Here is a 21163-nt window from a genome sequence, read left to right as displayed (position 1 = left end):
ATCAGGATTTAAGGATAAAAGGATGAGCACTCCTTAATCTTGATCAGGATTTAAGGATAAAAGGATGAGCACTCCTTAATCTTGATCAGGATTTAAGGATAAAAGGATGAGCAGGATTAATTTAAATCATCCTCAAAACAATCATGTTAATCCTTTAATCTGATAATCTTGCTCCCAATTACCCATTACCCATTACCAAATCAAAACCCCAACCCCTATTGGGGTTGAGGTGATTGGTTGTTTGGGAAAAAAACTAAATTCCCAGTGCAGTTAAAACATCGCTAGCGTGGGTAGCTGTGCTGACAGCAGTGTCAACAAGAACGATTTTGCCGTTAGGATCGATGACGTAGGTAACGCGCTTGGCATAACCACCGCCATCCACATCGAAAGCTTTGATGAGGGCTTTGTCAGTGTCAGCCAATAGAGGAAAATTCAGATTATATTTGGCGGTGAATGCTTGATGGGCGGCTTGATCATCAGCACTAACGCCCAGAACTACCACATTTTTACCTTGATAGTTAGGTTGGGCATCTCGGAAACTACAAGCTTGTTTGGTGCAGCCTGGCGTATCATCTTTGGGGTAAAAATACAAGACCACCGTTTTACCTGCAAAATCAGATAATGAGATGGTGTTGCCGTTAGTGTCTTTAGCGGTAAATGCAGGTGCATCCGTACCAACTGCTAGGGGCATAATTAACCTTTCCTGTTTCAGATTGTTGATGCACTTGAAATTTTACATTAATTTACAATGATTTAAGAAATTACTAGAAAAATAAGCAAAATTTACACCCAAAGAATATGCCTGCTGTTGATTCCCCAAACCCGAAAACGTTTTTCTATACTCGTAAAACAGTAGAACGAGCCAAGCGATCGCTTTTGTGTTCGCCCTTCAAGCTCAGTTTATTTGCCCTGATGCGTCACCAGACTGTGTCCTTAGGTGCGATCGCTTTAGAAAATGGTCTCAAGCAAGGCTACACCCAAAGGCCATTATCAGAATTGCTCTGTGACAACGCTTTAGGCTGGCTGATCCAAGTAGGTGTACTGCGGCGAGAAGTCGATGGACAGGGAATTACAGATGGTTTTCGCCTCACTCCCCTAGGTCACCAGTTAGTAGAACAATTACAGGCAGAAAATTGGACTACACCCTCATGGGGCGATCGCCTATCCGATGGTGTAATTCGTTGGGTTCGACTACCATTTTAGGCTCGAAAATTCAACACTTAATATAAGGTAGTCAAAATCTAGGACTACCTTGTCAACCTGTGGACTGAAAAGAGAGAGAAAATGTCAGCCATAGATCATATTTTTAGAACGGATACAGCAGAGAGATAGAGTAGCATAGGATGCGGGGAGCTAAGAAATATCCCTTAGTTGCTTGACGTTGTAAATTCTGACGATCAGGTTGTTCTATTAATGTCTACCCCTGCAATTAGAGTGGCTAGCTTAAAAAACTCATCATAAAATATGAAAGCAATTATGGTAGTGGGGACAACATCCCACGCTGGGAAATCACTCTTAACTACAGCTATTTGTCGCATTCTGTCGCGCCGCGGCTGGCGAGTGGCTCCCTTTAAAGGGCAAAATATGGCTTTAAATGCTTATGTTACTGCCAGTGGTGGAGAAATGGGCTATGCTCAAGCAGTGCAAGCTTGGGCCGCAGGAGTCGCCCCTTGGGTAGAAATGAACCCCATTTTACTCAAGCCCCAAGGAGATATGACATCCCAAGTAATAATCAAAGGTAGGGCTGTTGGTAAAGTCAGCGCTAGCGATTATTACGAGGAATATTTTGAACTAGGTTGGAAAGCAATTGAAGAATGCCTACAGCATTTAGCAACAGAATTTGATTTATTGATTTGCGAAGGTGCCGGTAGTCCAGCAGAGATTAACCTCAAGCACCGCGACTTGACGAATATGCGGGTGGCAAAATATTTGAATGCGCCAACTATATTAGTAGTTGATATTGACCGGGGTGGTGCTTTTGCCCACGTGGTAGGAACTCTAGAGTTATTGGAACCAGATGAACGAGCCTTAATTAAAGGTGTAGTGATTAACAAGTTCCGGGGACAACGCTCCATCCTTGAACCGGGCATAAAATGGTTAGAAGAACGCACAGGTATTCCCGTTGTTGGTGTTATCCCCTACTTAGAAGAAGTATTTCCGGCAGAAGACTCTCTTGACCTGCTAGAACGTAAACCGCACAAACACCAAGCTGAACTCAACATCGCCGTTATCCGCTTACCAAGAATTGCCAATTTTACCGACTTTGACCCACTGGAATCAGAACCTACAGTTTCTGTAAAATACCTCAGCCCTAAGCAAGATTTGGGGCATCCGGATGCCGTGATTATCCCCGGTACAAAGACCACAATTTCTGACTTAATAGCCCTCCAAAAAAGCGGCATGGCAGAAGCAATTCAACATTATGCTGCCTCTGGTGGCACAGTTTTGGGTATCTGCGGCGGCTTCCAAATGCTGGGACAGATGATAGCCGACCCAGAAGGGTTAGAGGGACAATCTGGCAGATTTCAGGCGTTAAATCTATTACCCATCAGAACTGTAATTACAGGACAGAAAATCGCCCGTCAGCGCCAAGTTAGCTCGAATTTTCCCCAAATAGGCTTGCCGGTCAATGGGTTTGAAATCCACCAAGGGCGATCGCGCATCGAACAGCAAGGGATAGATTCCCAAGCCTACCATCCCCTATTTGATGATGTTAATTTAGGACTAGTTGATAGCGGTCAATCAGTTTGGGGTACTTATCTCCACGGGCTTTTTGACAATGGCCCTTGGCGTCGTGCTTGGTTAAATCGCCTCCGTCAACAGCGGGGTTTAAAGTCTTTACCTACAGGTGTTGCTAACTACCGGGAACAGCGAGAACAGATTTTGGACTCCTTAGCCACCGAAATTGAAAAACATTTAGATATAGCCCCATTTTTGCCTTAGAAATTTGGATCACATGATAATTTTTCTTGTATAACAAGCGTCTCCTCTGTTCTAGAATCTCGTGACGCTCACCCTACAAGAAAAGCTCCGATTTTATGCATCATTTTAAACTGCTCGCGTCTTTAGAGTGCGTTAGGCTGTTAATCCAAAATCTAAAATCCAAAATTGGTATGACTATTCGCATCCACTTTTTACCAGATAATGTCACCGCTGATGCCGAAGTGGGAGAAGCCCTGTTAGATGTAGCAGAACGGGCTGGGGTGTTAATTCCCACTGGTTGTTTAATGGGTTCATGTCACGCTTGCACCGTGGAACTGGAAGATGGCGAAATCATCCGCGCTTGTCTTACCTCAGTTCCACCAGGAAAAGATGAATTAACAATTAATGTGTTTAGCGATCCAACTTGGTAATCTCAACATGAAAATGAATTTGACGCCTGTCGCTTCCAGGGAAATTTACAGGCGTCAGTCATTCTTAACTACTCTGCATCAGTTAAATATTGATGCTTTGAGGAATCTTGGTAGGTAGTAAAAACTCGTAAGGTATTATTCTATCACCCTTACTATTACTATTTCTCAGGTTAATCTGTTGCTCAATGTCTTTGAGGTTTGTTTGGAATTTCTCCAAAGCGGATGTTACATTTGGGTCTGTAAAAGCTGATGCGGAATAATTGCCTAGATTTGTGTAGTAAACAGAGCCAAGCAAATAAAGTAAATTTATCTGTTCTAAAGCTTGTTCTAACGGTGGTAGCCCCTTGATGAAATTCTCTGGCTGCTGAGGATCTGTAGGTACAGGTAAATAACGGGCTAAAGGAAATGCTGGTGTGTACATCATCAGTTCCTTTTGGGGAAAATTAACAGCAGCATGTTGAGCACTAGCCGTAAAAATAATTGTTGAAACAGCTTTCACTAGATAATCTATGGTTGTGATGCCTCCTTTTCCATCGTTACCAAAATTTTGTAGACGGCCTCCTTGATCGGAACTCAATGTAGATCCCCAAGTCTGTAAAGCGTTATCCTGGGAAACTGATAAATCGCTCTTGTAGTAGACGCTGAAATATTCCCTAACCCAACTTTCAATAGCTCCCCAAATTAGTAAACCGTCATCTCTGTAGGGATAATTAGGTAGTTTGCTAGCATCATCAACACCCCGAATTTTTAAAGTGCTAGGAAAATCAATGTCATTAAAGTTAAACAGGTAGCTTTGCGCGGCTTTAACAGCTACAGTTTGGGAACTTTTAATCTCACCAGCTAGTAGCTCGTCTACACCACCTTCTGGAGCTATTAAAAAGGCATGAGCGCCATAATTAATTAGTACAGTACCCTCAAGATGAGGTTTGAGCAAGTTTTTGAGAGGGTGGTTTTTAGGCAATTTATTAGTCGCAACCACAAAAGGCTCAACAACTAAGTGAGTACGTCCTAAATGGCTGACTAACTCGTGATAGTTGCTATCTGCCATTTGAACAATGTTCTTAGCAGTCATCCACGTATCTGCGTTAGTATCAGTCGCTGCTGCATGATTTTTAATCGCTGCTGCATGATTTTTAATCGCTGCTGTGTTATTTTTAATCGCTTCTAGGTTATATTTAATCGCTGCTGTGTTATTTTCAATCGCTGCTACGTTATTTTCAATCGCTGCTGCATTATTTTTAATCGCTGCTGCGTTATTTTCAATCGCTGCTGCGTTATTTTTAGCCGCTAAGGGTGTAAATAGTTTCCACTCTTCACTTATTGTAGTTTCCCGAAGACTAATTGCTACTGGAAATAAAGAGCGATCTCGATAGTTATTTGGTGGTACGGCAAATAGCGCCAAAGGAGGAGAAATATACTTTTGTTGACGGAAAGAGCCATCTACCAATGTATCTAACAATAGAGTATAGTCTGCTAAATAAATCCGTCCTTCAGCTAGTGCTGTATTTAGAGTATCTGAGACTCCGTAGAATTTGGCTACATCAGAGTATGTGTTTTCGGTAATTTGTAAGCGGGAATCTAGTTGTGCTATTTGCTGAAGCATAAGTGGGTTGGGCCCAGCCACCTGCATATAAGCAAAATATTTATCTTCTTGAAAGTGGTAAGAAATATCCGGCTTGGCTATAGCTTGAAATTGTTTGTTGTAATCATCAAGACTAGGAGAAACAGCAGCAGTCTTTAAACTGGGGGTTTGATATTTAGCTATTTCTGCTAACTTAGCCGTGTCTTTGACTATTTGTTGAAGATTTATTATTGTACCTTCTTCAATAGATTCAAGATTATCTACAACTTTTTCTACTGCTTCTACTGCTTCTACTTCTGGATTTAGAATTAACGATTGAGCTATTTGGTTTTCAATTTCTTGAAATTCTTCTTCAGTTGAAACTTTAATCTTGCTTTCTTGGTGTGTATCCAAACTAGTAAGTTTCTCATTAGCTGTTAGACTTTCAAAGATTTGTTCTAAGATTGATTTCAGCTTAGGAATAATATTGTTTACGTCTTCTTGATTTTCTGGATTGTCTATTTCGTGACCAATTGCGTTTAAGGAAGCAGCAAGACTTGATTTTAAAAAATGAGGTTGCTTAATTAGAAATTCATTTAGCTGAATAACAAGGATTCTAATTACTACTGCAATTATCCATTTGATGGTTGGATATTCTCCTTCAGGAAAAATAGGTATAGGAATGTTCTCGATTGTAATAAGTCGTGCATTTGTTATAGCTAAAGGGGTTATAAATTCGTAGTTATAGTTATACCTAACAAGTTTGGAGCTTAATTTAATAAATACCAAAGCTGCGTATATTGCTTTCAGCACATCTTTCAAATCTGAGATTTTACTTTTTTGATTTGATATAGTTGGGGAATTTTCGGCGTTAATCTGAGACATAATTTTCCTGTTTGTTGATTTGCTAAACTTTGTGGCTATTTTGGTCTTGAAAAGAATGAACTTGACACGAAAATCTAAACACTCAACAGTATGTAGTAAAGTCTTGAATAACTTATTGAGCATTTAAGTGTAACTTCTACTACGGTTTTATCTATCATGTCTAATTTGATTTTTTATTGTTTTTTAGAATAATTTAACAATCATCATTATTTTCTGTAAAACCCAAATATGTTGTTGGCTGTAGCTGATGATATGCCTACTATTAACCTTAAACTTTTCTCTGGAGAGAGAATAATAGGTCAGACTTTTGAACCCATTTTCAGGTGTTGACTTTCGATATTTTCTCAAGAAAGGTTAAGGTTTTTTCACTTAAAGGTTAATCGCAGGTTATTTTAGGTTGAAATATAGCAATCCTAATTTGATTTGCTTTTCATCGAGAGACTCAGATCCCCGACTTCTTGAAGAAGTCGGGGATCTTTTTGTTTTTGTATATTTACGTGTTATTACAGTTTTTTTTGTAGCTAGAAAATTTGTATGTTTATTCACTATTGTGCATCTGAAGTACAAAATTAGCGATCGCGCTTAATAAAATAGCTACAGCACACCTGCAAAATTATTTGGAGAATTTATCATGGTTCAACACCAGAAATTCCAGACGTTTAATGATACAGAGAACCTAGTGAAAAATTATAATTTCCAGGTTGGTGAAATTATCGCAGGAGAAATAGTGTTTCCTGAGATCATGCCTCTCGTGTCTCGAGGAATACCTGATAAATTTTTAGGAAATAACCCTGGAGTTAGTTTTAAGGGAAAAGTTCATGAAGTTAATGATATAGGTGAGGTTGTTTCATTTATATTATTAACAGAAATTAATCCCCCTTCAGATAATCCGAATGCGGTGAGACCACCTACTATAATTAGTTTTCATGACATAAAATCTTACTCTATTTTTCTAGTGGAATAGTTTCGTAGGGTGTGTTAGCGACAGCGTGAAGCCTTAGACTCTCTAATTATTGCTTATGAAGCTACGGGTGATGCGCTTCCACAGCCAACAGTTTGTAACGCAGCATAGTGGCGTGACAAGGCTAAATTTGTGCATTATGAGCTGTAGAACAGGCGTCTCGCCTGTTCCGGGCGGGCGAGACGCCCACCCCACAAGAGCTTATATTGCATCATTTTATTTAAATCACAATCCTTAGCAAATTCAGATTTTCTCATCAGACAGCAAGAAACTTTTACACCTTGTTTCTTACTGCCTGATATTTGCTATCTATATCAATTAGCTTTGACATTCAAAGCGTATACCTTAAACCGCTCCAAATCTGCTTGGATGGTGGACTCCACCACCTTTCCCAAAAACAAATTATCCATGATTTTGCCAAGAATTCCTGGGATAGCATAGGAAACAGTCATTTTCACAATACTACTAGCTTGGCGATCGTAAAAGCGAATTGCGCCTTGATTTGGCAAACCGTCAACCGATTCCCATTGGATAATTTGGTTAGGGATAACCTTGAGCATCCGTGATTTCCAAGTAAAATCCCAACCGCTACTACTCAACTTCCAAAGAGATATATCTGGATCATCCGGCAAAATCTTCACCGACTCAATCCATTTCATCCACTTAGGCATTTGCTCCAAGTCAGACCATAGACTCCATACTAAATCTATGGGCGCTTCCACTTCCACCTGCACACTATGCTCTAGCAAATCTGACATTCTGGCTTCTTCCTTCGCGGTTAGTTTCTTATTTCTTCACGCTCTCCAAAATCACCTTCGCAGCCTGTCTTCCAGAAATGGTTGCCCCTTCCATGCTGTCGATGTAATCTTGTTGAGTATAACTCCCTGCCAAGAAGAAATTATTCACAGGCGTCTTTTGGTTAGGACGATAGGCATCCATCCCTGGTGCTTCCCGGTAGAGAGACTGAGCAAGCTTGACAACACTGTACCAAGTCATGTTTAACTCACGGGAAGAGGGGAACAGTTCATGAACTTGATTGAGGACGTGTTGCGCGATCGCTTCGTTACTTTGCTTAATAAACGGATCTCCCGGTGTTAGCACCAGTTGTAACAGCGATCCCTCCCCTGGACGATAATAATCACTAGGGCTAGTCAAAGCCAAATCAGCAAAGCAAGAAAAGTCAGCATCGGCAGTATACAACAAATTATCTAGCCCCGCCGCATGATTTAACTGTTTCCGCTTTTCCTCATCTTCGAGTTCTGTCACCCAACCATCAAACCGTAGCTGCACTGTAGCGACTGGTACAGCATCCAGTTTGTAAATGTTGTCAAACTCTGACCACTTGCGCCACTCTGGGGGTAATACGCGCTGAATTCCTGGCACATCGCAGGCGCAAACATAAGCATCTGCGGTAATAATTTCTTCTGTATCGCCTTGAGCCACTAATATGCCAGTGACGCGAGTTTGTGCGTCTGACTCAGCAAATTGAATTTCCCGCACTTGGCGACGGGTGTATATTTTAGTGCCTCTAGCTTCTAAATATTCCAGAATTGGCTTGTGTAAGTATTCGTGGGGGGAACCTTCCAGCATTCGCAGAATTGAAGCTTCAGTTCTGACTGCAAAAAACTGGAAAATTGTCAACATACAACGAGCGGAAATATTGTCACAATCGATAAAGCCGAGGGCGTAGGCGATGGGGTTCCATAAGCGTTTGATGCTGCCTTCACTGCCGCCGTGACTGCGGAACCAGTCAGAAAAGCTGATTTTATCTAACTTGCGGATGGTTTTCATCGCGCCGTCAAAGTCTACTAAACCTTGAACTATGGGACTAGTTCCGAGTGCGATCGCATTTTGCAATTTATCCAGCAACGAAAGTTGGGAAGTCGTGAAAAATGCCTTTAATCCATTGAAAGGCGCACCTGTAAAGAAGCGAAAATCCAGAGCACCAATACGCCCACCTTTATTGATAAAAGTGTGGCTATGTTCTTTGAGGCGTAAGTGAGATAACGCCCCTACTTTTTCCATCAAGTCAAATAACTCGTAGTAGCAGCCAAAAAATACGTGCAACCCCATTTCAACATGATTGCCATCGCCATCAACCCAGCTGCCAACTTTACCACCAACAAACGGACGAGACTCAAAAATCTGGACTTCACAACCAGCATCTGCTAAATCTACAGCGGTTGCTAGCCCCGCCAGTCCCGCACCTACGATTGCAACACGCATTCCCTCGTTCCTTTTCAGTTTCTTTACAAATTGTAACTGGGTTGGTGTCAAAATTTGCCCCTCTTACGTGAAAAGGATTAGGGATTAGGGATTGGGTATCAGGGATTGGGATTGGGGATTAGAAGGATTACCCATTACCCATTACCCATTACCCATTACCCAGTCCTGTGACTACCTACTTACATCCTTAGTATCCTCAGAGAAGGGTAATCCTCTAATCAGTTCCCGAATCACATCGGTAGCAGGTCTACCTGTCTGCTGGCAATATTTTTCCAGTTTTTCTGCTTCCTGGGTTGCTAGGTTAACAGTTATACGTTTAACGGCCCATTTTTTATTTGTCATTTCTGTTTTGCCCAAGTTCACCAAACACCTGTATAGAGAACATATACAACAACACCTAAAATCAAGCTGAGAATTGTTATTATATTTCCAAGTAGCATAACCCTCTTCTATCACTCTGGGAAGAGAAAAATCACTACAATTTTTGAAATCCTTTCCACGTAAGGGTTTTGGGCGATAAATTAAAAATGAATTTCATTCTTAAAAGAGTGAGTTACAGTTTTTTCAATCCAGGGGAAAATAACAACAAAGAGATTACCTTTTGTATTATTTTGTGAATGATTACTCAAGGGAGGGTGGGGAGTGCTGGCTGTTCGGGATGGCAAAAAACCACAGATAAACGCTAATTAGCTGAGATTAGGATAATTTTTGGGTTTATCTGTGGTAGTTGCATAGATGATCATTCAAATTGAAGTTGGGGCATAAGCTGGAGAGTACCGAGACCCAAATCTTTTGGTGAAAGCGCTCGCGCTTCAAATAGAGCCATCATATCTCGCAACTGGGGATTACCACGGGTTGCTCCCGTTAGTCCCTTAGCAATGATCAAGCCGCAGTAGCCCTGGGTATTTTTACACCGCTGATTCCATTTTTTTCTAGCTTCTACATGAATTGGGTCGTCATCTAAAAATTCACCGAAAAGGTACAAGTCACCATTTTGGGTTTGTAACAACCCGAGGTCATAGCGATCGCCATCAAAGGGATCAGCACCTGGGTTAAAGCAAATTGCTTGCAATCCACCAGCAGCCTCAATATTTTCAATTACAGTTTTAGCTTTGGGGCGGGAAGTTTGAACTAAAATCACAGGCAACCCGTCACCTACTTGTTTGATTTCGCCGACTGTATGGTAATTAACCCCCTGACGTAAGTGCTCTAACATCTCCCAAGACACCACACCCAGGCTAAGGAAAGAGTCTTCTGGTATCAAGTCATCTCGCAATGAGCGGAACACTGGATCGCCAGACTCATCGTCCTCTTCGATACCAAGGCCAGCCATTTCCTCTAATTCTGCTGCCAACTCTGGCATAGTAGAGACAGTAACATTCACCGATTTAGTCGCTTCTTCTGACTCTGGCACAGAAATGCGGTAGCGACGACTCAGGGGAGGGAAGATTTCCCCCTGCAACTGGCGACGGTGATCGCGGATAAAGCGACTGAGACTTTCGAGAGCCACAAAAACTACAAGTGCCTCTTCCTCATACAAAACAGACCGCAGTCCTTCTAAGGGGTGAATATTACCAAAGGTGGGTTGAATTTCTGATAGCGGCAGATCCGCTAAATCATCCTCATCATCTTCATCTTCATCTTCGTCTGTGTCGTCCTCTGGCTCAAAGGTGAGAAACAAGCAATCTTGCTTGAGGAAAGCTTCTTCTAAGCCTTGGGTTGATTCGTCATCGCTTAAAACCGCTGCCCGAAACCGCTTCAAAGAATCTTCTGAGCGGTAGAACAAAATCCCATACTCCATCCCCAGCATTCCCATGACGGAGGCATAGAGTGTACCAACATCCCACTTATTGATCTCTATTGACAGTATTTGCTGTTCTTCCAAAAATTTCCAAGGGGCTGCTTGCCAAATTGAAAATGCCTTCTCTTCCAGAATTTGTGCATACTGTGGGGGTAAATCAGGGATTTGGCTATCGAGGATATCAGCAAACCCACGAAACAGTTCGTCAATCAAAGGCAATTCTGGTGCGTAATCAATGGCAATGTCCAAATCTTGCAACACTCCGCGCAAATAAAATTGGATTTGGCGATCGCGCACGACAATTCTTTGGGGTCTGGCGGGTTTAGCTGGACTGTGAGGATGCTCCATTGCTCGCATTAAGGTGCGGACAATTGCTTCTGGGCCAAGGTCTGCGGCTACTACATCCATCCCACGGACAATACCTTGAGAGCCATCCACCCACAGAATGCATTCCCCCTTAGACTCAGAATCTCTGGGTGGGTTTGGCGTTGGTGACAACGGACGGCGATCGCCCTCCCAAACAGAAGGAATTTGGGTTAATTTTTTCAACCGACGACTGGTAGAGCGATTAAAACTTGTCATAGAGTAAGTTAATCAAAAAAAGCTATTTAGAAGTAAAGTTTGGGAAATGGCTAGCCTCGGATGAAATTTTCCTAGCTGCACCTGAAGGGTAGTTGCTGCTCAGACTGCTACAAGGCTTAAACTCCAAAAGCACCGAATCTCTAAACACACCGAATCTCTCAATTCTAGGATAAAAATCTGTAGCTGCTTTTAACGGAGTGTTGACAATTTGGTATCTAGAGGCGCTAATGTCGCTAGAATAGATCCAAAAACTGAAGGGTAACCCAGGGACACTAAAAAGCCTCTACAGGGTATATAGTCAGACCAATTAAGGAGTTGAAACAGCAGATGACACAAGCGACTCAGCCTCAACAACGGGGAATTCAGTTGAGCGAATCAGCATTGCGCCAGGTAAAATCCCTCCGAGACAAGCAAGGCACAGATTTCTGTTTACGGGTAGGAGTACGTCAAGGCGGCTGCTCTGGGATGTCTTACATGATGGACTTTGAAGACACCAGCAAGATCACCCCTCAGGATGAAGTTTTTGACTATGAGGGTTTCAAAATTGTGAGCGATCGCAAAAGTCTGTTGTATCTCTATGGTTTGATGCTCGATTTTAGCGATGCGATGATCGGCGGCGGTTTCCAATTCACTAATCCTAACGCCTCTCAAACCTGCGGTTGTGGTAAGTCTTTTGGCGTATAGTGTAAGATTTTGGTTTGTCCTTAGTCATTTGTATTTGCCTAATGACTAATGACTAACAACTAATGCCTAATGACTAATGACTAATACAAATACAGTTGAATCCCTGTTTGATACAGGATTAGAACGCTATAAAGCCGGAGAAGCAGCAGATTCTTTAATCCCTGTATTTAAAGAAGTTTGCGATCGCGCTCCCAAAATCGGCTCGGCTTGGATTTGTTTGGCGTGGTTGTATCTACTCGACAACAAGCCCAACCTAGCTTATAAAGCTGCACTAAAGGCAGTCAAGATCAACCCACAAGACCCACAGGCCAGGGTTAACCTCGCCGTAGCCATGCTGGAAACAGGACAAAAAGGTTTGCGGCAACACATCGACTTTGCACAACAGTTGATGTTTGTCAACGAAGAATGGCAGGATGAAATTAAAAACAGCATTGAAGATGGTTTAAGCCGAAAACCAGATTGGCAGAGTTTGCTAAAAGTCAAAGCCTGGCTATTTGAAAAATAATTGGGAATGGGTAATGGGTAATAGGTAATGGGTAATGGGTAATGGTTTTTTATCTTCCCTAATTACCTTTTTCCCAACTACCTATTACAGATGACCTACTCTAGAAGTTCACAAGATGAAAGATAAATTGTTAAACTGGCTAAACCTAATTTTAGTTGCGGATGTATTCCTGGTTCTGTTGGGCTTTGGGTGGTTAGCGATCGCAGCTATTGGTGATGCCGCCGGCATAAACCTGGGTTTGGATTTGTGGCATCAACTCTGGCAACCTCTATTTAACCCAGCCATAGGTATCTTGATGGGAGGCGCCATTGTCAGCGGCATTTCCAGTTGGATTTCCAAAAAATTTCTCACTGATTAGTAATTAGTTTCGCCGTCAGTCGTCAGTGGCAAAAAACAAAAAACTGACAACTGACAACTCAACATTATTGAATAATTTGTGTCAGAGCTGATGGCAAATTAGGATATTGGTATTTAAAGCCTGATTCTAAAGTGCGCTTGGGAAGGACTTGTTGACCTTCTAAGACAACTATTGCCCCATCTCCCAAAAGAACTTCGAGTGCTACAGCCGGAACAGGCAACCAGCTCGGGCGATGCATCACTTTTCCCATAGTTTGACTCAATTCTGTCATCCGGACGGGGTTAGGGGCAGTGGCATTATATACCCCTGCCATTTCTGGTTTAGTTAAAGCTTCCAGAATCAGATTAACCATATCATCTAAATGAATCCACGAAAACCACTGGCGGCCACTGCCAATAGGCCCACCAGCAAAGAGTTTGAAAGGAGTAATCATTTTTTCCAAAGCACCACCATTGCCCAAAACAATACCAAAGCGCAGAATCACCAAGCGCACACCAGCATCTTTCACCAGTTGCGCTTCTGCTTCCCAAGCTTGGCAGACTTGGGCGAGAAAATCCTTACCATTCGGGCTAATTTCATCAAAGGTAGCAGTTTCACTGGTGCCGTAGTAGCCAATAGCCGAAGCATTGACTAACACACTAGGGACGCAGCCCGTTGCGGGGGTTTCTAGGGTTGTAGCGACTGCCGTTTTGGGACTAGCCTTAGCTATAGCTTCCACTATTTTTTGTGTACCTAGCTGGCGGCTATTGAGGATTGCTTGCTTGCGTTCTGGTGTCCAGCGTCCCTCAGCTATGGGTTCTCCTGCCAAATTAACTACACCATCACAACCAGCAATTGCATCTTGCCAAGAACCCGATACACCAGGGGTATAGGCAATTATTTCTAGATTGGGGAAGGAAGAAGAGGGAAAAACCTTTTGAGCAAAGGCAGCGTTTCGGGTTAACACCAATACTCTATTACCTTCCCCGTGGAGTCGTTCTACCAAACGACTACCCACAAATCCTGTTGCTCCAGTAACTGCTACTTTCATTTTCCACCTCTAACAAACCCTTATTTTAAAGTTTTTTACCAATTTTTGAGCTATATACGCCACCTATAATTGCAGGTCACTACAGCTATCAATTGCTTTTAGTAAAGATTTTATAGCAGTCCTAAATCATTTGTGAACACAAAGATACCCGACTTCTCTAAGAAGTCGGGTATCTGACTAACTTTATGTTCACAAATCAAATAGGATTGCTATAGGTAGCCAATGCTGTTAAATTTCCTTGGGCGGCATCAGATGTACTTGGCATTAGTTTAACTCGATGAAACTTTAGATTTGTTCTTTGCCTGTTTCTGAAATGATTTTCGCTTTAAGAAACTACCAAAGCCTAAAACTATGGCTGAACCCACAATAGTAGAAGGTTCTGGGACAGTGGGAGCGTTAGATTGGTTGGCAGCAAAATATAGTGCATTACCAAAAACGTTATTGTAATCTCCCGAAGCTCCCGAAATTATTGGAGAAAAATTCTTTGGAAAAAGTGTAATTCCCACAACTTTTGACCCACGATCCACAGCTATAAACGGGCTGCCATCACTCCACGAAGCAACCAATTCCGCATCTAGTGTGAGATCGACTTTATCATGGTAATAGCCACCTACTGACTTAATTGAAAGTGGGCCTTGCATGATGGGATGATTGGGGTTAAAACGGCCTAAAGTAACATTGTAGTAGTTACCCTGATAATTTTGGAAAGGCAAGTATCCGTCTGTAACAAGCCTCCCAAGATTATGAAAATAACTAGTTTGATAGGCAAATGTTGAGACCACCAGTTTACCTCCAGCGTCTACGTAGTCTGCCAATTTATTCCCAAAATAACTTAGGTCGGCGCCACCGTTAGTGTAAAATAAAATGGCATCATATCGTGCCAGTGTAGCTGCATTTTCATTGCCGTTGAGTACTTTAACAGCGTCAAAAAGTCCTAAATTTGCAAGTTGATTAGCTACATATCCAGAGCCATTAACTGTACTGGTACCATCCGTACTGCCAAACACACCTATTGTCGCTGCATCTGCCTGTTTCTGTACCATCAGAAGACTTCCAGCAACAAAAATTGCAGATCCAACAGCAGCTACTGAGAACTGCTTCATCATATTTAAAGTGGCCATAAACTTTGTTATTCCAAATTAGTTTTAATAGATTCTCGACAACAAGACTATTAATGCTTCCCATGCCTAAGTTTTAATAGTGTCTACGCCAAGCCATCAATAAATTTTGGTTCTTCAATATCTGTTATGCCAAACCATTAGTTAAACAACCAAGTTTATTTTTATACAATTGCCAAAATACTCAAGTACTATAAAAGTCAAATACTGCTGAAAATAAAGCAGATTTTCCTTACATAGTATGCACTACAAGGTTTTAATGAGTATTTTTAGCATAATACTTACTGAAGAACCTAAATTTTTTTTGATGGCAGATAAAGTGGTGGTAGAACTGGTTTTTTCCATCTCAAATTGGTTAAAAGCCGGGAAAATACGTAGCTTATTGTGTAACCTATTCTTTACATATACTAGATTTCCGCCAATGCCGGTGGGGAGTTTACATAAAATTCTCTAAGAATTTGTACTAAGTTTACAATTTAGCTTGATACTGCGAGGGAGTAGTAATGGAACCAAAATGTGCTCTAGCGATTGATTTGTGTGATCATAACAATAAAGTTTCTACCTTCTTTAAGGTTTCATGATCACGGTTTATTAAGGCTTTGAGAGCATCTTCCCTGTAATAAAGATTCTTATAGCGGTATGTATTTGGATGAGATCCGAACGTATGTACTGCAATCTTTATGTACTGAAGTAAAAAGTGATTTGCCTGTGGATGGTATCGGATTGCGGACCGTGGGAAGCAGGAAGAGAACACCAAAACTATTTCATGTCTGGTTTATCGAGATTTATCTGGTTATAGAAAAGTTTTTCAGAGCAGCATATCGGCATCTTTGCACTTGACTTCGGCGTGAGCGCTCAGTCGAACGATGCAAGCAACCCTTGGAGAGATAAAACCTGATGAAGCAAGTTATGTCTTAGATTCAAGAATCCCCGTCGATTGAACGCGAGGAGTGCCAATTCTAATCATTACTTACCGAATCCATGCTTCAGTGTTATAGGATGGACGGAGTGTTGCAAGGCGTGGGGCTATTATGGCTCGCTATACCTGTTCATTTATTGTTTCTATCCCCAGTGATCATCTTCAGCCACTACTTATAGAATTGCTACAAGACTGTCAGTTGGATGTTCAATACTACACAGCCGACTACATTATGGCTTGTGAGGTTCCTGGTAATGTTTCCTTTTCTAAGTTAGTCGCCGTGGAAGTTTTGATTGATCAATCAACAGCCACCGCAACAGAAACCCGAATAAGTATTGTAGTTAAAAACGAGGAACTACCACTTCAGCTTGATAATCACTGCCGACAACTGTTTGAATTGATCAAGCAGGCCATTGAACATAGTCGTCATTGGCATCTGATTGAAAATTTTGCGGGATAGCTGTCTTGAAGTCGGGGGATTATTATGAGAAGGCAGCCCGCAGGAGGGAAACCCCATAAATAAATTCAGGGTTTTCAAACCTTTGATGTCGAACCCCAGGGCTACGGGTCTCGGATTATATCTATTTTCGGCTTTTTATCAATAAATTTACTGGCTTTAAAAGAGTTTGGCAGAGGGTAAAACATCTATTTTCTGTCTTCTGCCCTCTACCTTTTTTGGTAAGTTGATAGTCGAAACAAACCTAAATTGGTATATTGTCAGTCCTCCATATCTTCAGTCATGCCAGGGTTTATTAATGTAATGTCATACTCACTAGAATCAGTTTGCCCTGCACGCTGAGAATTTTTTAGTAGGTAATAAATAGCGCGTACCTGAGGGCCGAAAACGATTTCGTCTTCATTTTTCAGGTCATAGGCTGGGATCTTGCGTCCGTTAATCATCAGACCGTTGGAACTAGGCCGCCCTTTAGCATCGCCATCTACAATCCGGTAATAATAGCTAAGACTATTATGCCTTCGTGGCAATCTGACTAATGTGGCATGGCGACGGGAGACAAACTGCGACATCAAACGGATGTCACAGTCGCGGTCTCTACCAATAGAATAGACGGAGTTTTCCAGAGGAAACTCTTTGCGACCTTGATCATCTTCAATAATCAGTAGGTGGTTCTCATCATTGTCTGCTGCCATTGACAGATAGTTACTATGGTTGTGGGAACTTTGATGAATTAAGATTTTTTGAGTTTCTTTGCCTGCCATTCTCGCGCACTAAAATCTGTGGTACTGAATCGAATAAGCATTGAAATTGCATATTGCCAAGGCATGAGTAGAACATTGTTGTACTACTCTTGTGGTTATCTTTGCTCCGAGAGGAGTCTAAATAGATTTTGTGAGATGGGTAACACCTAACTAATCACTCAGTTTAACCTGATATGGAATCTTAGGTTTTTGCCTGGAAATATTACCTCCAATGGAGGATATTATGGGCGATAAACAAACCGCCGTAATAAAACTGAGTTGGTAACGACACTAACCGAGCTAAAAGCCATTAATGCAGCAGCACTAGATGGACTAAGAACAAAACCTAGACTGGGTAAAAATATACCGGCTGCTAGGGGAATACCAATTGTATTATATGCAAAAGCCCAAAATAAATTCTGGCGAATTTTGTTGAATGTAGCACCACTAAGCTGAATTACTTGGACAACGTCACTTAAGCGATCCCGCATCAGGATAATTTCTGCGGTTTCCATTGCCACATCCGTCCCAGAGTGTAAAGCAATTCCGACATCTGCTTGGGATAAAGCTGGAGCATCATTGATCCCATCTCCTACCATGGCGACAACGGATTGTGGATTTTGCCCAAAGTTAAGCCAGCCCCTTGGATTTTTTCCCAAGGCAGCCCCTTGGGTATTTTCTTCCTGTTGTGCGGACTGCTGCCCCGTTGTCGGAACTTGCGTGTCAGGAGGGTTGCCCAGGGAAGTAAACTTTCCCAGACGGATTTGGGATTTGGGATTGGGTATTCTCCCCATCTCCCCAGCCTGAAGAGCTTGAATGGCACTAGCTTTTTTTGCTGGGGGGACACCAGCCATAACATCGGCGCTATCTAGTCCCAGTTGTTTAGCGATCGCACTAGCTGCTTCTAATCTATCGCCACTCAGCAGCATTACCCGCAAACCCATCTGCTGCAACTGATTTACAGCTGCTTGAGCATCTGGTCTCAGGGTATCAAAAATGGCAATTAATCCGGCTAAAGTCCCGCCAACTGCCACATAAACGACTGTTTTACCTTCTGCTGCCAATCTCTGAGCTTCCTGTTGTCCAGTTTCACTAATAGCAACTCCGTGCCAACTCAGCCAGTCCCAGTTCCCTAACAGGATACTTATGCCTTCTACAACAGCAGATACCCCTAGTCCTGGTTCGGTGTGAAAGTCCACAGCATCGGGGATTGATAACTTTTGCCGTTGCGCTTCGGCTCTAATCGCTTTTGCTAATGGATGATAAGTGCCGCTTTCTACCGCTGCTGCTAGTTGGAGAAGGGATTGGGAATTAGGGATTGGGAGAAGACTAGGGAGAATTTCCCGATTATGCTCCTTGTCCTCAGTCAAAAGTCCCTCAAATACCAGGCAATCTGTAACTGTGGGATTACCTGTGGTAAGAGTGCCGGTTTTATCAAAAACTATAGTGTCTAGCTGGTGTACTCTTTCCAAGACGTCGCCGCCTTTGATTAGCAAACCGCGTTCTGCACCCATACCAGTTCCTACAAGAATAGCCGTTGGGGTGGCAAGTCCTAAAGCACAGGGACAAGCGACTACCATGACTGCGATCGCTAATTTTAAGCTAACTAGTAGTGGGGAGTGCTGAGTGGGGAGATATGAGTGTCCCATCATTTCCATACCACCTGACATGGTGAGATTAGGCCAGTGATGGACGCCGAAAAAATACCAAAAAGCAAATGTTAATAAAGCAGCCGTTAACACACCATAAGTAAAGTAACCAGCTACTATATCTACTAATTTTTGTACCGGGGCTTTACGGGTTTGGGCAGCTTCTACCAAAGCGACAATTTGCGCCAGAGTTGTCTCATCTCCGGTACGTGTTGCCTGAATAGCGATCGCACCCGACTGGTTGAGGGTTCCCGCTGTCACTATATCTCCTGGGTGCTTAATTGCTGGTACAGATTCCCCAGTCAACATCGATTCATCAACCGTTGTTTGCCCAAAACGAACTTCACCATCAACGGGTATTTTATCTCCTGGGAGCACCTGTAACCATTCACCAACACGCACCTGCTCCGCGGGAACCTCGACGATAGTTGCCCCTGCGCCTATTTTCTCGGCGTCTGGGTTGACAATCAATCGTGCTACCTGTGGCTGGAGTGCCAGCAATTGTCTAAATGCGGTGGCGGCGCGACCTCTGGCTTGTTGTTCTAATGTCCGTCCTAAAAGAATAAAACCCAGCATCATTACTGGTTCGTCAAAAAAGCAGTCCCAACCCATTCGGGGAAACAACAGCGCCACCAAACTAGCAGTATAGGCTGTCAGGGTTCCCAAGCCCACCAGGGTATTCATATTGGGCATATTCCGCCGCCAGCCCCTAAAGCCATCTACTAAAATCGGGCGACCGGGAAATAGCAGCGCCACAGTTGCCAGTCCACAGTGGAACCAGATATTATTCAGTATCGGTAACACGGAGCTACCCATGTTACCAAAATGTCCAATTCCCGATAACCCCAGCAATACCCCAGCAATCACCAATTGCCTAATTGCCGCCAAGGTTTCTCGGCGTCCTCGTGCTGCTGGGTCTTCTAGGGCGGATGTCTCCCCTGCTACTTTGTTAGCAGATTTCCGGGGTTGAGTTGGGAAACCCGCTGTTGTCAATTGCTTGGAGAGTGCATCTGCATCTACTGCGCCATCTTCCAATTCCACCACCGCTACCTCTGTTACGAGGTTCACACAGGCACTCTTGACTCCTGGATATTGGGTTAGCTGTCGTTCTACTGCCGTCACGCACCCAGCACACTTCATGCCCCCAACATCTAGAATAATTTTTTCTGTGATCGGGGCAGATTCTGGGGCAAGCTTAGTTTTTGGGACAAGTTGCATGGCAAGTGTTTAGGTTCGCTAGAAAAATTTAACGCCCGACAAAAAGTGTCTCTACTTCGAGCGTAGGCGAAATTCGCAGCTATGACTAAATGTAAATTATATTAAGTTTATTAAGTTATCGACGGCGCCAATTTATATAAGTCACATAAATCAGAGCTAACCCCTGGATTGGCATGATAGCAATCATGCTTTTCAAAATATAGTGTATTTCTAAATTAGACATAGCACTGAAATACCCAAAGCCCATTAACACAAAGAGGCCCCAGGTCAGTTGTTTACGTTTCATAGTTAACATGGCAGTCTAAATTAGAGTTTTTCATCAAAAATAGTTTTCTGAATTTTCACCAATTCATAAATAAGCCTAGCAACCGGGAGTTATGCAGGACTTAGGCAAAAATCGCCAAAAACCTTAATTTATCTAACCGCTAAGACGCCCCTGTTCGCCAAGAATTCGTAGAGTGTGCGTAATTCCTATTATGGTCAAGATTGTGTCATAGTCAGGCAGCTAGGATATTTTTGATGATTTAAATATTGCAGTAGACAGGCTAACAAGCTTTAAGAATAGCCGTTGCAACTATATATTTAGAATATTTAGCCCCAAATAAGAATTGCTAAAACCATCCCTGTTTATTCACAAAGTAGGTATCAACAAATTCTTCATGGTTCTTGTTCAAGTAAATCATGCCTTCAATCAAACCTACCAGTTGCATAACCAGCAAGCTAACGCCATAGGTGAAAGTACCCCCAACTATGGAAATCGATAGCATGATAAAACCTTCTGAGGTGTAACCGAGAATAAATTTGTGCACCCCAAAACCACCAAAAATAATGCCACAATAACCAGCTAGAAGTTGTTTAGTAGCGTGAGAGGGGTTAATATTCGCCATATTAAGTGCTGCTCCTTGTATAGTTATGAAGTATAAAATTAAGGTCTTTATTCTAGTAATAAAATCAGCAAATATATTTAGTTGCTAAATATATTTTTACCAAAGAAAGGCAGAGGCTAGGAGGTAGTCCGCAGAAGGAAGAAAATATATTTTTTGCCCTCTGCTACTCTCTTTTAGAGTGAGTAAATTTATTGATGAAAAGCCGAAAAAAATGTATTTCGAGAGCCGT

General features: G+C 42.4%; 19 protein-coding genes. 8 read left to right on the top strand and 11 right to left on the bottom strand.

Annotation, left to right across the window (positions count from 1 at the left end):
* Window positions 1-253: 253 nt before the first annotated feature.
* The gene (locus H6G32_RS22225) at window positions 254-691 is read right to left on the bottom strand and encodes a peroxiredoxin (protein ID WP_190462232.1); all 438 of its coding nucleotides are present in this window, start codon (window positions 689-691) and stop codon (window positions 254-256) included.
* A 107-nt stretch (window positions 692-798) separates the two neighbouring features.
* Between H6G32_RS22225 and H6G32_RS22220 the strand changes: the two genes are divergently transcribed.
* From H6G32_RS22220 to H6G32_RS22210, 3 genes are all read left to right on the top strand, one after another.
* The gene (locus tag H6G32_RS22220; protein WP_190462230.1) at window positions 799-1203 is read left to right on the top strand and encodes an Npun_F0494 family protein; all 405 of its coding nucleotides are present in this window, start codon (window positions 799-801) and stop codon (window positions 1201-1203) included.
* Window positions 1204-1464: 261 nt separating this feature from the next.
* The gene (gene cobQ, locus H6G32_RS22215) at window positions 1465-2943 is read left to right on the top strand and encodes a cobyric acid synthase CobQ (protein WP_190462228.1); all 1479 of its coding nucleotides are present in this window, start codon (window positions 1465-1467) and stop codon (window positions 2941-2943) included.
* A gap of 170 nt (window positions 2944-3113) precedes the next feature.
* Entirely contained in the window at window positions 3114-3353 is a 240-nt protein-coding gene (locus H6G32_RS22210) for a 2Fe-2S iron-sulfur cluster-binding protein (protein ID WP_190462226.1), read from the top strand.
* Between the two features lie 82 nt (window positions 3354-3435).
* Here the strand turns inward: H6G32_RS22210 and H6G32_RS22205 are convergent, their stop codons facing one another.
* Window positions 3436-5799, bottom strand: a complete 2364-nt coding sequence (locus H6G32_RS22205; protein WP_199328212.1) for a lipoxygenase family protein — start codon at window positions 5797-5799, stop codon at window positions 3436-3438.
* A 631-nt stretch (window positions 5800-6430) separates the two neighbouring features.
* On the opposite strand from H6G32_RS22205, the gene H6G32_RS22200 reads away from it, so the two are divergent.
* Window positions 6431-6763, top strand: coding sequence for a hypothetical protein (locus H6G32_RS22200; RefSeq protein ID WP_190462224.1), 333 nt, complete (start codon window positions 6431-6433; stop codon window positions 6761-6763).
* A gap of 311 nt (window positions 6764-7074) precedes the next feature.
* Here H6G32_RS22200 and H6G32_RS22195 read toward each other — a convergent pair whose 3' ends face one another.
* The 4 genes from H6G32_RS22195 to H6G32_RS22180 form a co-directional block, all read right to left on the bottom strand.
* The gene (locus H6G32_RS22195) at window positions 7075-7518 is read right to left on the bottom strand and encodes an SRPBCC family protein (protein WP_190462223.1); all 444 of its coding nucleotides are present in this window, start codon (window positions 7516-7518) and stop codon (window positions 7075-7077) included.
* 28 nt (window positions 7519-7546) lie between these two features.
* Window positions 7547-8986, bottom strand: a complete 1440-nt coding sequence (gene zds, locus H6G32_RS22190; RefSeq protein WP_190462221.1) for a 9,9'-di-cis-zeta-carotene desaturase — start codon at window positions 8984-8986, stop codon at window positions 7547-7549.
* A gap of 171 nt (window positions 8987-9157) precedes the next feature.
* On the bottom strand, window positions 9158-9328 hold the full coding sequence (locus H6G32_RS22185) for a CopG family transcriptional regulator (protein ID WP_190462219.1): 171 nt from the start codon (window positions 9326-9328) through the stop codon (window positions 9158-9160).
* Between the two features lie 397 nt (window positions 9329-9725).
* Window positions 9726-11369: a DUF6930 domain-containing protein gene (locus tag H6G32_RS22180; protein ID WP_190462217.1), complete on the bottom strand. Its 1644-nt coding sequence runs from the start codon at window positions 11367-11369 to the stop codon at window positions 9726-9728.
* 327 nt (window positions 11370-11696) lie between these two features.
* On the opposite strand from H6G32_RS22180, the gene H6G32_RS22175 reads away from it, so the two are divergent.
* The 3 genes from H6G32_RS22175 (at window position 11697) to H6G32_RS22165 (ending at window position 12916) form a co-directional block, all read left to right on the top strand.
* Window positions 11697-12053, top strand: coding sequence for a HesB/IscA family protein (locus tag H6G32_RS22175; RefSeq protein WP_190462216.1), 357 nt, complete (start codon window positions 11697-11699; stop codon window positions 12051-12053).
* A 76-nt stretch (window positions 12054-12129) separates the two neighbouring features.
* Entirely contained in the window at window positions 12130-12558 is a 429-nt protein-coding gene (locus H6G32_RS22170; protein WP_190462214.1) for a tetratricopeptide repeat protein, read from the top strand.
* A gap of 115 nt (window positions 12559-12673) precedes the next feature.
* On the top strand, window positions 12674-12916 hold the full coding sequence (locus H6G32_RS22165) for a hypothetical protein (RefSeq protein ID WP_190462211.1): 243 nt from the start codon (window positions 12674-12676) through the stop codon (window positions 12914-12916).
* Window positions 12917-12980: 64 nt separating this feature from the next.
* On the opposite strand, the gene thyD is transcribed toward H6G32_RS22165, so the two are convergent.
* Together thyD and H6G32_RS22155 are read right to left on the bottom strand one after the other, a co-directional pair.
* Window positions 12981-13946, bottom strand: a complete 966-nt coding sequence (thyD, locus tag H6G32_RS22160) for a thylakoid membrane protein ThyD (RefSeq protein ID WP_190462209.1) — start codon at window positions 13944-13946, stop codon at window positions 12981-12983.
* 269 nt (window positions 13947-14215) lie between these two features.
* Window positions 14216-15067, bottom strand: a complete 852-nt coding sequence (locus H6G32_RS22155) for a PEP-CTERM sorting domain-containing protein (RefSeq protein ID WP_190462207.1) — start codon at window positions 15065-15067, stop codon at window positions 14216-14218.
* 1028 nt (window positions 15068-16095) lie between these two features.
* On the opposite strand from H6G32_RS22155, the gene H6G32_RS22150 reads away from it, so the two are divergent.
* Window positions 16096-16443 carry a hypothetical protein gene (locus tag H6G32_RS22150; RefSeq protein ID WP_190462205.1) on the top strand — a complete coding sequence of 116 codons (348 nt, stop codon included), beginning with the start codon at window positions 16096-16098 and terminating at the stop codon, window positions 16441-16443.
* Window positions 16444-16700: 257 nt separating this feature from the next.
* Here H6G32_RS22150 and H6G32_RS22145 read toward each other — a convergent pair whose 3' ends face one another.
* The 3 genes from H6G32_RS22145 to H6G32_RS22130 form a co-directional block, all read right to left on the bottom strand.
* Window positions 16701-17201 carry an FHA domain-containing protein gene (locus H6G32_RS22145; protein WP_190462203.1) on the bottom strand — a complete coding sequence of 167 codons (501 nt, stop codon included), beginning with the start codon at window positions 17199-17201 and terminating at the stop codon, window positions 16701-16703.
* Window positions 17202-17422: 221 nt separating this feature from the next.
* The gene (locus tag H6G32_RS22135) at window positions 17423-20047 is read right to left on the bottom strand and encodes a heavy metal translocating P-type ATPase (RefSeq protein WP_242046691.1); all 2625 of its coding nucleotides are present in this window, start codon (window positions 20045-20047) and stop codon (window positions 17423-17425) included.
* Between the two features lie 611 nt (window positions 20048-20658).
* Complete coding sequence (locus tag H6G32_RS22130) at window positions 20659-20934, bottom strand: TM2 domain-containing protein (RefSeq protein WP_190462202.1); 276 nt, start codon at window positions 20932-20934, stop codon at window positions 20659-20661.
* Window positions 20935-21163 lie beyond the last annotated feature (229 nt).

This window comes from Cylindrospermum sp. FACHB-282 (assembly GCF_014697195.1).
GTDB lineage: Bacteria > Cyanobacteriota > Cyanobacteriia > Cyanobacteriales > Nostocaceae > Cylindrospermum.
Note: the sequence above shows the minus strand (reverse complement) of the source record. Positions and strands in the feature narration are given on the sequence as shown.